Annotated in this window: 14 protein-coding genes; 7 read left to right on the top strand and 7 right to left on the bottom strand. The window is 72.1% G+C overall.

Annotated features, from left to right (window positions below; genetic code table 11):
* Positions 1-111: 111 nt before the first annotated feature.
* A complete protein-coding gene (locus ACGFIQ_RS13300; RefSeq protein WP_393243276.1) occupies positions 112-483 on the bottom strand; it encodes a DUF4267 domain-containing protein in 372 nt (123 codons plus the stop codon).
* A gap of 88 nt (positions 484-571) precedes the next feature.
* Between ACGFIQ_RS13300 and ACGFIQ_RS13295 the strand changes: the two genes are divergently transcribed.
* Entirely contained in the window at positions 572-1144 is a 573-nt protein-coding gene (locus ACGFIQ_RS13295; RefSeq protein WP_393243274.1) for a TetR/AcrR family transcriptional regulator, read from the top strand.
* A gap of 244 nt (positions 1145-1388) precedes the next feature.
* On the opposite strand, the gene ACGFIQ_RS13290 is transcribed toward ACGFIQ_RS13295, so the two are convergent.
* A complete protein-coding gene (locus tag ACGFIQ_RS13290) occupies positions 1389-3068 on the bottom strand; it encodes a DNA repair helicase XPB (protein WP_393243272.1) in 1680 nt (559 codons plus the stop codon).
* A 172-nt stretch (positions 3069-3240) separates the two neighbouring features.
* Here ACGFIQ_RS13290 and ACGFIQ_RS13285 point away from each other — a divergent pair, with 172 nt between their 5' ends.
* Together ACGFIQ_RS13285 and ACGFIQ_RS13280 are read left to right on the top strand one after the other, a co-directional pair.
* Positions 3241-4128 (top strand): L,D-transpeptidase family protein, encoded by an 888-nt coding sequence (locus tag ACGFIQ_RS13285; RefSeq protein WP_393243270.1) that lies wholly within the window; start codon positions 3241-3243, stop codon positions 4126-4128.
* 97 nt (positions 4129-4225) lie between these two features.
* On the top strand, positions 4226-4462 hold the full coding sequence (locus tag ACGFIQ_RS13280) for a hypothetical protein (protein ID WP_393243268.1): 237 nt from the start codon (positions 4226-4228) through the stop codon (positions 4460-4462).
* A gap of 30 nt (positions 4463-4492) precedes the next feature.
* Here ACGFIQ_RS13280 and ACGFIQ_RS13275 read toward each other — a convergent pair whose 3' ends face one another.
* Positions 4493-6979 (bottom strand): helicase-associated domain-containing protein, encoded by a 2487-nt coding sequence (locus ACGFIQ_RS13275; protein ID WP_393243266.1) that lies wholly within the window; start codon positions 6977-6979, stop codon positions 4493-4495.
* A gap of 84 nt (positions 6980-7063) precedes the next feature.
* On the opposite strand from ACGFIQ_RS13275, the gene ACGFIQ_RS13270 reads away from it, so the two are divergent.
* Together ACGFIQ_RS13270 and ACGFIQ_RS13265 are read left to right on the top strand one after the other, a co-directional pair.
* Entirely contained in the window at positions 7064-7687 is a 624-nt protein-coding gene (locus ACGFIQ_RS13270) for an HAD family hydrolase (protein ID WP_393243264.1), read from the top strand.
* Between the two features lie 27 nt (positions 7688-7714).
* Positions 7715-8101, top strand: a complete 387-nt coding sequence (locus tag ACGFIQ_RS13265; protein ID WP_088986676.1) for a cold-shock protein — start codon at positions 7715-7717, stop codon at positions 8099-8101.
* Here ACGFIQ_RS13265 and ACGFIQ_RS13260 read toward each other — a convergent pair.
* The 3 genes from ACGFIQ_RS13260 to ACGFIQ_RS13250 form a co-directional block, all read right to left on the bottom strand.
* A complete protein-coding gene (locus tag ACGFIQ_RS13260) occupies positions 8062-8892 on the bottom strand; it encodes a 1,4-dihydroxy-6-naphthoate synthase (protein WP_393243262.1) in 831 nt (276 codons plus the stop codon). The genes ACGFIQ_RS13265 and ACGFIQ_RS13260 overlap by 40 nt on opposite strands.
* Positions 8893-9125: 233 nt before the next feature.
* Entirely contained in the window at positions 9126-9809 is a 684-nt protein-coding gene (locus ACGFIQ_RS13255) for a futalosine hydrolase (RefSeq protein WP_393243260.1), read from the bottom strand.
* Positions 9806-11407, bottom strand: a complete 1602-nt coding sequence (locus ACGFIQ_RS13250; RefSeq protein ID WP_393243258.1) for an MFS transporter — start codon at positions 11405-11407, stop codon at positions 9806-9808. Before ACGFIQ_RS13250 ends, ACGFIQ_RS13255 begins: the two co-directional genes overlap by 4 nt.
* Here ACGFIQ_RS13250 and ACGFIQ_RS13245 point away from each other — a divergent pair.
* On the top strand, positions 11406-12335 hold the full coding sequence (locus ACGFIQ_RS13245) for a DUF3027 domain-containing protein (RefSeq protein ID WP_393243256.1): 930 nt from the start codon (positions 11406-11408) through the stop codon (positions 12333-12335). The two genes, ACGFIQ_RS13250 and ACGFIQ_RS13245, sit on opposite strands and share 2 nt — an antisense overlap.
* Positions 12336-12372: 37 nt before the next feature.
* Here the strand turns inward: ACGFIQ_RS13245 and ACGFIQ_RS13240 are convergent, their stop codons facing one another.
* Positions 12373-12618: a DUF2530 domain-containing protein gene (locus ACGFIQ_RS13240; RefSeq protein ID WP_393243254.1), complete on the bottom strand. Its 246-nt coding sequence runs from the start codon at positions 12616-12618 to the stop codon at positions 12373-12375.
* Between the two features lie 88 nt (positions 12619-12706).
* Here ACGFIQ_RS13240 and ACGFIQ_RS13235 point away from each other — a divergent pair, with 88 nt between their 5' ends.
* Positions 12707-14185 (top strand): NCS2 family permease, encoded by a 1479-nt coding sequence (locus tag ACGFIQ_RS13235; RefSeq protein WP_393243996.1) that lies wholly within the window; start codon positions 12707-12709, stop codon positions 14183-14185.
* Positions 14186-14274 lie beyond the last annotated feature (89 nt).

The raw sequence follows: 14274 nt of genomic DNA, 5'->3' as shown, positions 1-14274 counted from the left end.
GCGCATTGATCGACTCGGCTTTCGTGAAACCGGGGCATCAACCTGCCGTGGATGCCCCGACTTCCGGGAGGCCGAGTCGATCAAGGCCCTGCGGTGCGGCAGGGTCAGTGGTTAGAGGGCGAACAGCAGGGCGGCGTCGAGGAGGACGACGACGGCGGTGGCGAAGTGGATGCCGAAGGCTACGGCCTTCGTTCCGCCGTTGCGGAGCACGATGACGGTGTCGCCCAGCGGGACGAGCGCGACGATCAGCATGAACCACGCGACCGCATCGGCGGTGGTGAAGGCGATCAGGGCGAGGCCGAGCAGCCCGAAGGTGAGGTCCTTCAGGCCTTTGACAGTCAGGTAGGCGGGATCGCCGTCCGGGCGGGCCGGCACGCCGTACCCGGCGGCTGCGGCCCGCGGCACCAACAGGAACCGCGCACCGATGAAGACGACGAAGAGACTGAGCACGACGGCGAGCCCGTAGGCGAGGGAGGTCAACATGGTCCACTCCAGTTGCTAGCGCTGCTAGATATAGGAGCGACGCTAGCAGAGCGTCGGCAGGATATCTAGCGGTGCTAGAGTTCTCGTCATGTCGACTCAGACACGCCGGGAGCGCGAGCGGGCGGAACGGGAACGGGCCATCGTCGCCGCAGCGCGCGACCTGGCCCTGGCGGAGGGCTGGGACGCGGTCACCACCCGACGGCTCGCCGCCGAGATCGAATACAGCCAGCCCGTCCTCTACAGCCACTTCAGGGGCAAGGACGCCATCATGGCGGCGGTCGCCGTCGAGGGTTTCGCCGAGCTGGCCACCGCGCTCGCCTCGGCCCGCGCCTCGGCCGCCGATGCCCGCCAGGCGGTCGCCGATGTCGCGGCGGCGTACGTCGCGTTCGCCGAACAGCGTCCCGCGCTCTACGACGCGATGTTCACCCTCGCCGTGGACCTGCCGTTCGCCAGCCAGGGCGTCCCGACCGACCTGGCCCGAGGCTTCGCCGAGCTGGCCGAGACGGTGCGCCCGGCCGCCGGGGACGACGACCTGGAGACGGTCACCGAGACGTTCTGGAGCGGCCTGCACGGCCTGGTCACGCTGATGCGCAGCGGCCGGCTCCGCCGCGCCGGCCACCAGCAGCGGCTGGCCGTGCTCGTGCGTCACTTCTCCCGTTGACCGTCGCCGTCACGACCGGCCGCATCACCGAGGGTGACGCTACGACTCGGGCGGGCGGCATCAGCTCCACAGCGAGCGCGAGAGGCACCCCGCCCCGGCCGGCGTGGCCCGGACGGGCCTCGATCGACTCGGCTTTCAGGAAGGCGCGGCATCAACTTGCCCCGGACACCCCGACTTCATGAAAGCCGAGTCGATCATCGCCGCCGGGCCGCCGGGCCGCCGGGCCGACAGGCCGACAGGCCGGTCAGTCGAAGGTCGGGAGGGACGGGCCGAGGACGTCGTCGGCGTCGACGATCGTGTACGCGTACCCCTGTTCGGCGAGGAAGCGCTGCCGGTGTGCCGCGTACTCGGTGTCGATCGTGTCCCGCGAGACGACCGTGTAGAAGTGCGCCTGCCGGCCGTCGGCCTTCGGCCGCAGCACCCGCCCCAGCCGTTGCGCCTCCTCCTGGCGTGACCCGAACGTGCCGGACACCTGGATCGCCACCGCCGCCTCGGGCAGGTCGATGGAGAAGTTGCCCACCTTGGAGATCACCAGGGTCCGCAACTCACCGGACCGGAACGCGTCGAACAGTCGTTCCCGCTCCTTGTTGGTGGTCGAGCCCTGGATGATCGGCGCGTCGAGGTATTCGCCGAGTTGGTGCAGTTGGTCGATGTACGCGCCGATCACCAACACCTGGTCGTCCGGGTGTCGGTCGACGAGGGCCTTCACCACGGGAAGCTTGGTGCGGGCGGTCGCTGCCATCCGGTAGCGCTCCTCGGCCTCCGCCGTCGCGTACGACATCCGCTCGGCGTCGGTCAGGGTCACCCGGACCTCGGTGCACTCGGCCGGGGCGATCCAGCCCTGCGACTCGATGTCCTTCCACGGCGCGTCGTACCGCTTCGGGCCGATCAGGCTGAACACGTCACCCTCGCGGCCGTCCTCGCGTACCAGTGTCGCGGTGAGGCCCAGCCGGCGGCGGGCCTGGAGGTCCGCGGTGAACCGGAAGATCGGCGCGGGCAGCAGGTGCACCTCGTCGTAGACGACCAGGCCCCAGTCGCGGGCCCCGAACAGGTCCAGGTGGGTGAACGCGCCGCCGCGCCGAGAGGTGAGCACCTGGTACGTCGCGATGGTGACCGGGCGGATCTCCTTGCGCTCGCCGGAGTACTCCCCGATCTCCTCCTCGGTCAGCGACGTGCGGGCGATGAGCTCCCGCTTCCACTGCCGGCCCGCGACGGTGTTGGTGACCAGGATCAGCGTGGTTGCCTTCGCCTCGGCCATCGCCGCCGCGCCGACCAGGGTCTTGCCGGCGCCGCAGGGCAGCACCACCACACCCGACCCGCCGGCCCAGAACGCCTCGACGGCCTCCCGCTGGTACGACCGCAGCGTCCACGGCTTGCGCCCGTCCTTGCCGGCCTCGGCCAGCTCGATCGGGTGCGCCTCACCGTCCACGTAGCCGGCCAGGTCCTCCGCCGGCCAACCCAACTTGAGCAGGGCCTGCTTGAGCCGGCCACGCTCGGACGGGTGCACCCGGATGGTGTCGTCGTCGATCTTGTCGCCGAGCATTCCGGCGAGTTTCTTGCTCTTGGCCACCTCGATCAGCACCAGCCGGTCCAGTGCGCGCAGCACCAACCCGTACGCCGGGTCGTTGGCGAGTTGGAGCCGGCCGTACCGGTCCATCGTGTCCGCCACGTCCACAAGCAGTGCGTGCGGCACCGGGTAGCGCGAGTACTTGAGTAGCGAGTCGACCACACCCTCCGCGTCGTGCCCCGCCGCCCGGGCGTTCCACAGGCCCAGCGGGGTCAGCCGGTAGGTGTGCACATGCTCCGGGGAGCGCTCCAGCTCGGCGAACGGTGCGATCGCCATCCGGCAGGCCTGCGCGTCAGGGTGGTCGATCTCCAGCAGCAGCGTCTTGTCCGACTGCACGATCAGTGGTCCACCGCTCACGCCAGCGTCCTCTCCTCGGTTGGTCGCCCGGCTGGGACGTGTCGCATACCCGCCGCCGGCCGACCATCCAGTGTTGCACGATGTGGGATCCGCGAAGAAAGATGCGCACCGGGCGCAACCGTGACGGCACTCACGAACGTCTAGTAGGGGAACGACGGCCAGGGGAGGTTCCATGAGGCATGTCCGGATCTCTTCCCGGCTGGTCGCTCTGGTGGTGGTTGTGCTGGTCGGCGCCGGTGCGTGCGCGTTCGATCCGCAGTCCGGTGGGAGTGGTGGCGGGGGAGCCGCCCCAGCCGGTGCTGCGGAACAGGCAACGGGGGCGAGCGCTACGCCCGGCCCGGACCAGCGCGGCCAGCCCACACCGGCCGCACCCAGCCCGACGCCGAAGGCATCCCGGCCCCCGGCGCCGAAGCCCACCCGCAGCGCGCCGCCGAAGCCGACCACCGGCACCGGTACGCCGACGGTGGCCGGCTGCCCCCAGGGGCAGCACCAGCGCGAGGTGGAGACCTACCTGGCCCGACTGGGCGGGTTCGGGGCGGTGACCGTTGACGGCCGGCAGTCCGCCGTCGACTGCGCCGCGATCAAGAAGTTCCAGAAGAGGTACGGCATTCGCCCCGTCGAGGGTCGCGCCGGGCCGACCACCTACGACGTGGCCCAGCGCCTCGCCACCACCGACTCGGCCAGGTGCAGGGCCGGCACGGGCACCACGTTCTGCGTGGACCTGACCCGGCAGACCGTCTGGGCGGTCCGCGGCGGCAAGGTGATCATGCCGCCGACGGTGACCCGCACCGGGATGTCCGGCTACCGCACCCCGGCCGGCACGTTCACCGTCAACTTCCGCAACCCCAAGGAGTGGTCCGACCCGTACGAGGTGTGGCTGCCGTACTGGCAGCACTTCACCCAGGGCATGGGCTTCCACGAGACCACCACCTACCTGCACGACAAGTCGATCGGTTCGCACGGCTGCGTCAACCTGCTGCACGCCGACGCCGTCCGGATGTGGGAGCTGGGCAGGGTCGGCACCCGGGTGGTGCTGGTCGGCCGCCGCCCCGGCACCTGACCGACACGGAGCGAATCACGGCGATAACCCCCTGTCCGACCGGTCCAACGAGTGTCACGCTGGGAGGCCAGGGCCGGACCGGGCGGGGAGGCTGGGTATGACGGTCGACCGTGAGGTGATCCCAGAGCACGACCAAGCACCACCCGACGAGGTGTCCCGCGCGACGGTGATCGCCTACGCCGTCGCCGCGACGCTCCTCGTCGGGTGGTTCCTCTTCGGCTGGCTGGTGCTGCGGCAGGGCTTCGTCGACTCGGTCGGGGAGTCCGCCGGCGCCGGCTTCGCGCTGCTGCTGGTCATCTCGGTGGTCGGCACCGTACGCCGCAGCCGCCGCTGACCGACCGGGCCAGCGGCGGCGTTGCCCCGATCAGTCCGCCAGCACCGCCGCGGTGATCCGGTGTAGCGCGAACGTGTGCAGCATCTCGGTCCGTTCGTCCTCGGCGCGGAGGTAGCCGGCACCTATCGACACCGGCTTGACCAGCCGCGACGCGGTCGCCCCGTGCGCGTCGACGTAACCGACCCAGACCAGCGCCTTGTCGCGGACCGCCTGCTGGAGCACCGCCAGGGCCTCGCTGTGCGTGTGCGGCGGCACCGGGCCACCGCCCAACCCGGCCGCCCCGCCCCGCACCACAGCCGGTGCCCGTCGGGCCGCCCGCGCCGCCGCATCCCCCCGTCGGATGTGCTCGACGACCCCGAGCAGCCGGGGCATGGGCAGCTTCGGGGCGGCCAGCGGATCGAGTGTCCGGGTGGTCACCGACACCCGGGCCGGCGCCCGCCGGATCCGCGGCCGGGCCAACACGGTGCCGCCGGTGCCGTCCTCCTGCACCGGGGCGAACCCGGCGTCGCGCAACGCACCCAACAACCGACCAACCTGGTACGGCGTACACAGCACCGTCGGCGCGAGCCGGCGCAGTGTCAACGACTCCAACCGGCGGTCGGCCAGCACCTCGCTGATCAGCGTCTCGTCGTCGCTGCGCAGGTACGCCCCGGCCAACCCGACCCGCAGCCCACCGTGCTTACGGGCCACGTCGTCCACCAGGTAGGTGAGCCCCTGCGGCACCGGGGTACGCGACCGTCGCCGGAACACGTCGTGCAGGTCGTCGGCCGTGTAGCCGGAATCCAGCGCGCGCCGCACGCTCGCCGTGGTGACCCGGTGCACGCTGGCCCCGCCGGCCGACTCGAGCTCGGTCATCGCCTCCAACTCGGCAGCGAGCGCCGGTTCGGGTGGGCCGGGCACCACCACGGTCAGGTCGGCCTGCACCAGGAAGTGGTCGACCGGGGCGGGCAGCAGCGCGTCCAGGGCTCGGGCGGCACTGGACGGGTCACCGCTCTCCACGTCGGCGTGTACGCCCAGCGGGTCGTCGTCGCCCCGCTCGTCGGCCGACGTCAGGTCACCCAGCAGCAGCCGACCGTACGAGGTGAGCGCCCCCAGCCCGGTCACGCCCAGCTGGGCGGCCTCGGCCAGCACCTCCCGGTGGGCGGCGTCCCGGCCCCGGCTGCGCCGCGGCGCCCGCCAGTCCAACAGCTCCTGCACCTCCTCCGGGGTGGGTGCGGTCGCCGGCTCCAGGTCGGCGAGCACACCGAGCACCGCCCGCCGGGTGGCCGGCGCGCTGGCCCGTTCGGCCTCGGCGGAGAGCGCGGTGATGGGCCGATCCCGGTCGTCGCGCCGGCCGACCAGGCCCACCTGCCGGCTCATGGTCAGCCAGGCTCGGGCGAGCTGCTCCCAACGCTGGGCCAGTGAGGCGGCCCGCCACACCTCGTACCCGCCGGTCGGCAGCACCTGCTGGTCCGCCCCGTACCGGCTGGTGGTCGCACCGGGCATCTCCAGCTCGCCCGCGAGCCCCGCCGCGTACGCCACCTCGATCAGCAGTGCCGCGGTCGGCTCGTCCAGCCCGCCGGTGCGGGCCAGTCGACGCAGGTCCCGCACGCCGATGCCGCCCGAGCGAAGCACCGGCGCGGGTTCGTCGGCGAGTTGTTCCAGCAGCCCTTCGGTGTGTCGGACCACCTCCATCGTCTGCCCGGCGCCGGCCGAGTCGACGGCCTTCGCCTCACGTGGCGCGGCGGCGACCGGCGGTGGGCTGGTGCGCAGCGGCCCGAGCGGCCCGCTGTCGCGGCGGAGCAGCAGGCCGACCTCGCGGGGCAGCTCCACCGTGCCGCTGGCCGTCGACGAGCCGGTCGTCACGGGGACCAGGAGCCGGTTGTCGACGAGCCAGCGCACCGGGGAGCCGGTCGGGGCGCCACCGTTTGTCGGATCGGAGAGCACCGGGTCCGCCGCGCCCAGCGGCGGCGCCTGCAGAGCGCCCGGCGGCACGCTGCCCACCGGTGGGCCAGCCGCCAACCGGTCCAGGATCGCCCGGGCCGAGGGTGGGGCGGCGAGCAGCGTCCGTCGTAGTTTCGCCGGGTCCGCGCAGAGGGCGGCCGTGCGCGGGTCCAGGTCCGCGGCTGGCCGGCCGAGCCCGGCGGGGTACGGGGCGACTTCGTCGACGGCGGGCACCACCTGTAGCGCGTGCTCCGGGCCGTACAGCAGAAAGAGCGCGCGCAGCCGGCCCACGGCGGCCCGGATGGCCGTCGGAGCCGGCGGGTGGGGCCCGGCGGTCGCCATGGCGAGCACGGCGTCGGTGGCCGTGGTGCCGTCGTCCGGGTTCCGGGTGAGGCGGGCGGCGTCGAGGATCTGGAGGGTGAACTGGTCCAGCCCGTCCAGCGCGCGCGCCACCGAGACCCGGGACTGGGCCCGGATGGCCAGGGCGGAGACGTCGGCCGGCACGGGCACGACGAGGTCGGGCCGCAGTTGGAGGAGCGCGGCCAGTGACTCGTCGGGCAGCGACCGCAGGTGGTCGGCGAGTGAGGTGGTCATCGTCTTTCCACGCTAGCCCGGCAGTGGGCTCTCGCGCCCCTCGGACGTCCGGCCGAGTGGGGGTCGCCGGGTAGGTTTCTCGACATGCCCGCACTGACCGTCGGATTCGACCTCGACATGACCCTGGTGGATTCCCGCCCCGGCATCGCGGCGGCCTATCGGGCGTTGACGGCGTCCACCGGCGTTCCGGTGGACGCGGAGCTGGCGGTGTCGCGGCTCGGGCCACCGCTGCGCACCGAGATCGCGCACTGGTTCCCGCCGGAGCAGGTCGAGTCGGCCGTACGGGCGTACCGCGAGCTGTATCCGGCGTACGCGATCACCCCGACGGTCCCGTTGCCGGGCGCACGGGAGGCCATCGACGCGATCCGGGCTCGGAGCGGCCGTGTGCTCGTCGTCACGTCGAAGATGGGTCGGCTGGCCCGGTTGCACCTGGACCACCTCGGCCTCACTGTCGACGAGTTGGCCGGTGACCTGTTCGCCGAGCAGAAGGCGACGGCCCTACGGGAGCACGACGCGACCCACTACGTCGGTGACCATGTGGCGGACATGGTCGCGGCGGCGACCGCGGGGGTGCCCGGCATCGGTGTCGCGACCGGCCCGTGCTCCCGCGATGAGCTGCGCGGGGCCGGGGCGAGGGTGGTGTTGGACGATCTCACCGAATTCCCGGCGGCGCTCGACGGCATGATCCAGCTAGCCTTGGAGCAGTAGCGGCTCAAGTGAAGCAGGGGTTTTCAGGTGCCTACGGGGCGAGTGAAGTGGTACGACACGGCCAAGGGGTATGGCTTCGTCACCAGTGACGAGGGCGGCGACGTGTTCCTGCCCAAGGGCGCGCTGCCGGCGGGTGTCACCGACCTCAAGGGTGGCCAACGGGTCGACTTCAGCGTGGTTGACAGTCGTCGGGGCGCACAGGCCATGGGCGTCAAGCTGCTGGACGCGCCGCCGTCGATGGCGGAGTTGCGCCGTCGGCCGGCCGAGGAGCTGCACGGCCTCGTCGAAGACATGATCAAGGTGCTGGAGGCGAAGGTCCAGCCGGACCTGCGCCGGGGTCGGTACCCGGACAAGAAGACGGCGCAGAAGATCGCTCAGCTGGTCCACGCGGTCGCCCGCGAGTTGGAGGTCTGAGGCACCAGGCCGGCGGTGGCGGCTCGGTCGAGCAGTGCCGCCACCGCGGCGAAACCGGCCTCGCCGAGGTCTGCGGTGAACTCGTTGACGTAGAGGCCGATGTGCCGGTCCACCACGTCGAGTTCCATCTCCTGGGCGTGCGCCAGCACGTACTCCCGGCTGGCCGCCGGGTCCGCCCAGGCCTGCCGGACCGACTCGCGGACCCAGCCGGCCGCGGCCTCCGGGTCGACCGCGCCGCGCCGGGCCAGGATCGCGCCGAGGGGAATGGGCAGGCCGGTGTCGGCCTCCCACCACTCGCCGAGGTCGACCAGGGCACTCAGCCCGTGTCGGTGGTAGGTGAACCGGGCCTCGTGGATGACCAACCCGGCGTCGTAGCGGCCAGCCGCGACACCCGGCATGATCTCGTGGAACGGCACCACTTCGATCCGGGCCGGCGGCCGTCCGGCCGACCAGAGCCGAAACAGCAGGTACGCGGTGGTCCGGTCGCCCGGCACCGCCACCGTGGCACCGGTCAGGTCGGTGCGGTCGCCCTTGGTGAGCACCAGCGGACCGCAGCCGCGACCAAGGGCCCCGCCGCAGGGCAGCAGGTGGTAGTCGTCGAGCAGCCAGGGCAGCGCCGCGAAGCTCACCTTCACCAGGTCGAACGCGCCTTTCTCGGCCGCCGTGTTGGTGACGTCCACGTCGGCGTACGTCACCTCGACCGGCGGCGCGCCCGGCACCCGCCCGTGCACCAGGGCGTGAAAGACGAACGTGTCGTTGGGGCAGGGCGAGATCGCCAGGGAGAGCGCCACGCCCCCACGTTATCCCCGCCCCCGCGCGTCCGGTCGGCGCGGTCTGGTGCCTGTGATCTGTCCGGCCGTTCGCCCGTGCCGTGCCCGTGCCGGCGAGGTGCACCCTCTTGCCCCATTGGCGGGGCAGCTCTACAGGCGCTGACGAAGGGATGTACACAACACCAGGGGCACTGTCCACAGGGTTATCCACAGGCGGGTTGATGCTGTTGACGGCGCGAGTCGGCCGTCGGCGCTCACGCGCGAAGTCCGTCCTCCTCGGTGGCGGTCAGCGCGAACGCCGGGGCCGCCGCGGTCAGGGCGGTGAGGGCTTCGCGCAGGCGCCAGGCGTTCCGGTCGCGGGGGCCGATCGGGTTGGAGATGGTGCGTAGCTCGGCGAAGGGCACCCCGGCCTGCGCCGCGGCGACCGCCACGCCGTACCCCTCCATGGCCTCGGCGACTGCCTCCGGATGCCGGCCGCGCAGCTCTTCGGTGCTGGCGGCGGTGCCGGTGACCGTGCTGACCGTGAGCACCGGGCCGATAGTGGCCGCCGGGAGGGCGGCCCGCAGCGCCGCCAGCAGGACCGGATCGGCCCGCACCACACCGCCGACCCCGAGCAGCGCGAGTGGCATGCCCAACTCGTCGACGGGGATGAAACCGTCAGGTGACTCGGCGCCCAGGTCGGCGGCGATGCTGGCGGTGCCGAGCACCGTGTCACCGACCTCGGCGCGGCCGGTGAAACCGCCGGCCACGCCGGCGCTGACCACCGCGCGGTACGGGCGTCCGGCGGCCTCGGCCAGCGCCAGCAGGCGTGCGGTGGCGGCACCGGCGACGGCCGGGCCCACGCCGATCGGGGCGACGGTCACGGTCGGGTCGGACAGCCCGGCGCGGACCGCGTCCGCCTCGGCCGGCACCGCCGTCACCACCAGCAGACCGGTCACGAGAGCGGGCCGGGGGACTCGCGGCGGGTCTCCTCGTCGGCGCCGCCACCCGGGCCGCCGACGGCGGAGGACGGTCGGTAGATGTGGTAGCCCGGTGGGGCCAGGCTCGGATCCTCGTACGGCGGGGAACTGCTCTGCACCGGTGCCGGCGAGGTGGGGGTGGAGTCTTCGGGCTCGTCCGCCGGCTCGTCCTCGGTCAGCTCGTCGTCGCCGAGCGGTCGGCCGGCCAGCTTCTCGCCGCGTAGCCGGGCGGCGACCAGCACACCCCGGATCGCGGCCAGGACACCCACCCCGGCGGCGACCGCGATGCCCATCCGGCCGTCGAACGGGACCAGGCCCAACCCTCCTCCGGCGACGAAGGCGAGCATCAGCACCGTCTCGGAGTGGGCGAAGGAACTGGCCCGCAGCCGCTCCGGGATGCGCTCCTGGATGGAGGCGTCCACGGCCAGCTTCGAGATCCCGCTGACCAACGCCGCGACCAGGCAGAGCAGGGCGACCATCACCAGCGAGAACTGGATGACGGTGAGCACCGCCACCCCCGCCACGATGATCATGCTGCTGGACTGGATGGCGGCCGGCCGGTGGATGCGTAGTCGGGTGCCGATGGCGGTGGCCAGGAAGGTGCCGACCGCGAGCGACCCGCCGACCACCCCCAACGCCCACTCGGCCCCCAGATCCCGGCCGAACGCCACGGTGGTCAGGTCACCCTTCTTGATCGCGAAGGCGAGGAAGAGCAGCAGGAAGCCGTACACCGCGCGTAGCGTCGCGGCACCGATCAGGGTGGCGATCACCACTCGGCCGGCGGGACGACCCCGACCCAGTGGCCGATCGCCGCCGCGGCGGCCCAGCGCCCGCAGCGCCCGGGGCACCCGCTCCGGTGGCTCCGAGTCGGCCTTCGGCGGTAACCGCAGGGAGATGACCATGCCGATCAGGAAGATCACCGACGCGACGCGCAGCGGCCACTGTGGGCCGAACCAGAACGCGGCCAACCCGATCGGCGCCACCAACGCGCCCGCGACCGTGCCGTAGACGCTGGCCCGGGCACCCACCTGGGAGAGGCCGAGCCCTTCCGGCAACAACCGGGGCACCGCCGCGGACCGGGCCACGCCGTACGCCCGGGACAGGGCCAGCACCCCGAACGCGGCCGGATAGAGCCCGAAACCGTGGATGTAGTCGGAGATCAACCAGGCCAGGAACGCGCGGCCGAGCATCGTGGCGGCCAGGGCGTACCGCCGGCCGTGCCGGAAGTGGTCCAACAGCGGGCCCACCACGGGGGCGAGCATGGCGAACGGCACCATGGTCACCAGCAGGTAGAGCGCGACCTTGCTGCGGGCCTCGCCGAGCGGGACGTTGAAGAAGATCGTCCCGGCCAGGCCGATGGCGATCAGCGTGTCACCGGCACAGGAGACCGCGTGCAGGTCGAACAGCCGGACCATGCCGACCTCGCCGCCGGCACCCCGGGCCCGGGCCCGACCGGCCCGCCGGGTCACCCAACGGCCGCTGCCCACCGAACCACGCAGCAGCAGACGAACGGCACGGATCCCGGTGCCGACGGTCCGGCCGAGGACGGATCGCCCGGAGCGGGAGTACGACGGCATGTGCACCATCCTCGCCCATCCGATCCGGGTACGCCGCGCCACCACGGGGAAAGGTTCCCCGGGAGTCACTGTCACCCCTGCGGGGCGCATGGGGAACAATGGTGAGGTGACCAGGCCCGCCTCCACCCGCGCCGCCCGTCTCGACCAGGTCTGCGCCGCCGCCGTCGAGGTGGCCCGCGCTGGCATCACCGAGGTGGACGCCGACGATGTCGGCGACCACCTGCAGGTCGTGGCCGAGGGTGAACGGCTGGTGACCCACTACTTCGAGTGTCGCCTCGCTGGCTATCGCGGCTGGCGGTGGGCGGTCACCGTCACCCGCGTGTCGCGCAGCAAGACGGTGACCATCTGCGAGACGGTCCTGCTGCCCGGCCCGGACGCGCTGCTCGCGCCCGGCTGGCTGCCCTGGCAGGAGCGGCTCAAGCCGGGCGATCTGGGCCCGGGTGACCTGCTGCCGACCTCGCCGGACGACGATCGGCTGGTCCCCGGCTACCTGCTCTCCGACGACCCGGCGGTCGAGGAGACGGCGTGGGAGTTGGGCCTCGGGCGAGCGCGCGTGCTCTCCCGGGAGGGTCGCATCGAGGCCGCGCAGCGCTGGTACGACGGCGACCACGGCCCCGCGGCGCCCATCTCCACCGCAGCGCCGGCCTCCGCCCGCTGCGGCACCTGCGGTTTCTACCTGCCGCTGGCCGGTGCGATGCGGCAGGCGTTCGGGGCGTGCGGCAACTTCTACGCCCCCGACGACGGCCGGGTGGTGAGCGCCGACCACGGTTGCGGCGCCCACTCCGAGACGTTGATCGAGGCGGCCGAGACCGCCGTCGAAGAACTACCGACGGTGTACGACGACAGCGCGGTGGAGGCCATGTCGGTCAGTCGCGCCCCGGGTTCGGTGGAGACGACCGAGCCGGCGGAGCCGTACGGGCACTCCTGACCGTTCGCGCCGGGGCGACCCGGGTGCGGTGGTGGGGTCAGCTCGCGCGTCGCCGGCGGCGGTTGGCGTCGTGGCGCAGCATCACGGCGAGACCCGGGAAGCCCCACAGGAAACCGGCGAGGCAGGTCCAGAGCCAGTTCTGGTGACCGTGGTCGGTCAGCCAGCCCCGAAAGAAGATCAGCAGGACCAGCCCGGCCACCGCCCACGCGACCAACCCGGCGAGAGCGAACGGCACCATCGGCGGGTCCAGTGGTGCGGGCCGCGGTGGTTGCTCGTTCGGCATTTGGCAAGCGTACGCGATCCACTTCCCCTGCCCACTCGTGATCTGGGACGATGCGCGCGACAACCAGAAGATCACCTGCGAGGACCCGATGGCCGTAGCGCCGCCCGAGAACGGCACACCTCCTACTCCCACTCATCCCCGTAACGGTTTCGACAGGTTCTTCGAGATCTCCGCCCGTGGCTCGACGGTGAGCCGTGAGGTGCGCGGTGGCCTGGCGACCTTCTTCACGATGGCGTACATCGTGGTGCTCAATCCCCTGATTCTGGGCGGCGCCGTCGACGGTGACGGCAAGACCCTGCCGATTGCCGCGCTGGCTGCCGCGACCGCGCTGGTCGCCGGCCTGGTGACCATCCTGATGGGTGTGGTCGGCCGGTTCCCGCTGGCGCTCGCCGCCGGTCTGGGTGTGAACGCGCTCGTCGCGTACGAGATCGCTCCCGAGATGACCTGGGCCGACGCGATGGGCCTGGTGGTGATCGAGGGTGTGCTCATCGCGGTGTTGGTGCTGACCGGTCTGCGGACCGCGGTGTTCCGTTCGGTGCCGACGCAGCTGAAGACCGCGATCGGGGTCGGTATCGGTCTGTTCCTGACCATCATCGGTCTGGTGGACGCCGGCTTCGTCCGGCGGCTCCCGGACGCCGCGAACACCACGGTCCCGGTCGGCCTGGGCATCGGCGGCAAGCTGGTGAGCTGGCCGCTGCTGGTCTTCGTGGTGGGTCTGCTGATCACGCTGGTACTCGTGGTGCGCCGGGTGAAGGGTGCGATCCTGATCGGCATCCTCGCCTCCACCGTGCTGGCGGTGATCGTGGAGGCGGTCGGCAACATCGGCCCGTCGTTCGTGGACGGGAAGCCCAACCCGAAGGGCTGGGCGCTGAACGTGCCGGAGTTGCCGAAGACGGTGGTGGACCTGCCGGACCTGTCGCTGCTCGGCAAGTTCAACGTGCTCGACTCGTGGGGGCGCGCCGGCTGGGTGGTCGTGCTGATGTTCGTCTTCACGCTGCTGATCACGGACTTCTTCGACACCATGGGCACGATGGTGGCGGTGGGCCAGGAGGGCGGCCTGCTCGACGAGCAGGGCACCCCGCCGCGTACCAAGGAGATCCTGCTCGTCGACTCGATCGCCGCGGCGGCCGGCGGTGCGGCCAGCACCTCCAGCAACACGTCGTACATCGAGAGTGCCGCAGGTGTCGCGGAGGGTGCGCGGACCGGTGTGGCCAGCCTGGTCACCGGCGTGCTCTTCCTGCTGGCGATGTTCCTCGCGCCGCTGGTGGTGGTCGTGCCGTTCGAGGCGGCCTCGACGGCCCTGGTGGTGGTCGGTTTCCTGATGATGACCGCGGTTCGGACGATCGACTGGTCCGACTACGAGATCGCCATCCCGGCGTTCCTCACGATCGTGCTGATGCCGTTCACCTACTCCATCTCCAGCGGCATCGGCGCCGGCCTGATCACCTTCGTGGTGCTCAAGCTGGCCCGGGGTAAGGCCCGCGAGGTGCACCCGCTGCTGTACGGGGTGGCCGCGCTGTTCGTGCTGTACTTCCTGCGTGGGCCGATCGAGACGCTCGTGCTCTGACCCGCGTCCGGGCGGGGAATCGAACAGGATTCCCCGCCCGGAACAGCACTAACCTCCTCGTGAGCCTGGTCATAACCGATGTCGTTAGC

This window comes from Micromonospora sp. NPDC048898, assembly GCF_043198035.1.
Lineage (GTDB): Bacteria > Actinomycetota > Actinomycetes > Mycobacteriales > Micromonosporaceae > Micromonospora.
The sequence above is the reverse complement of the archived record's forward strand: the minus strand, read 5'-3'. Positions and strand labels throughout refer to the sequence as shown.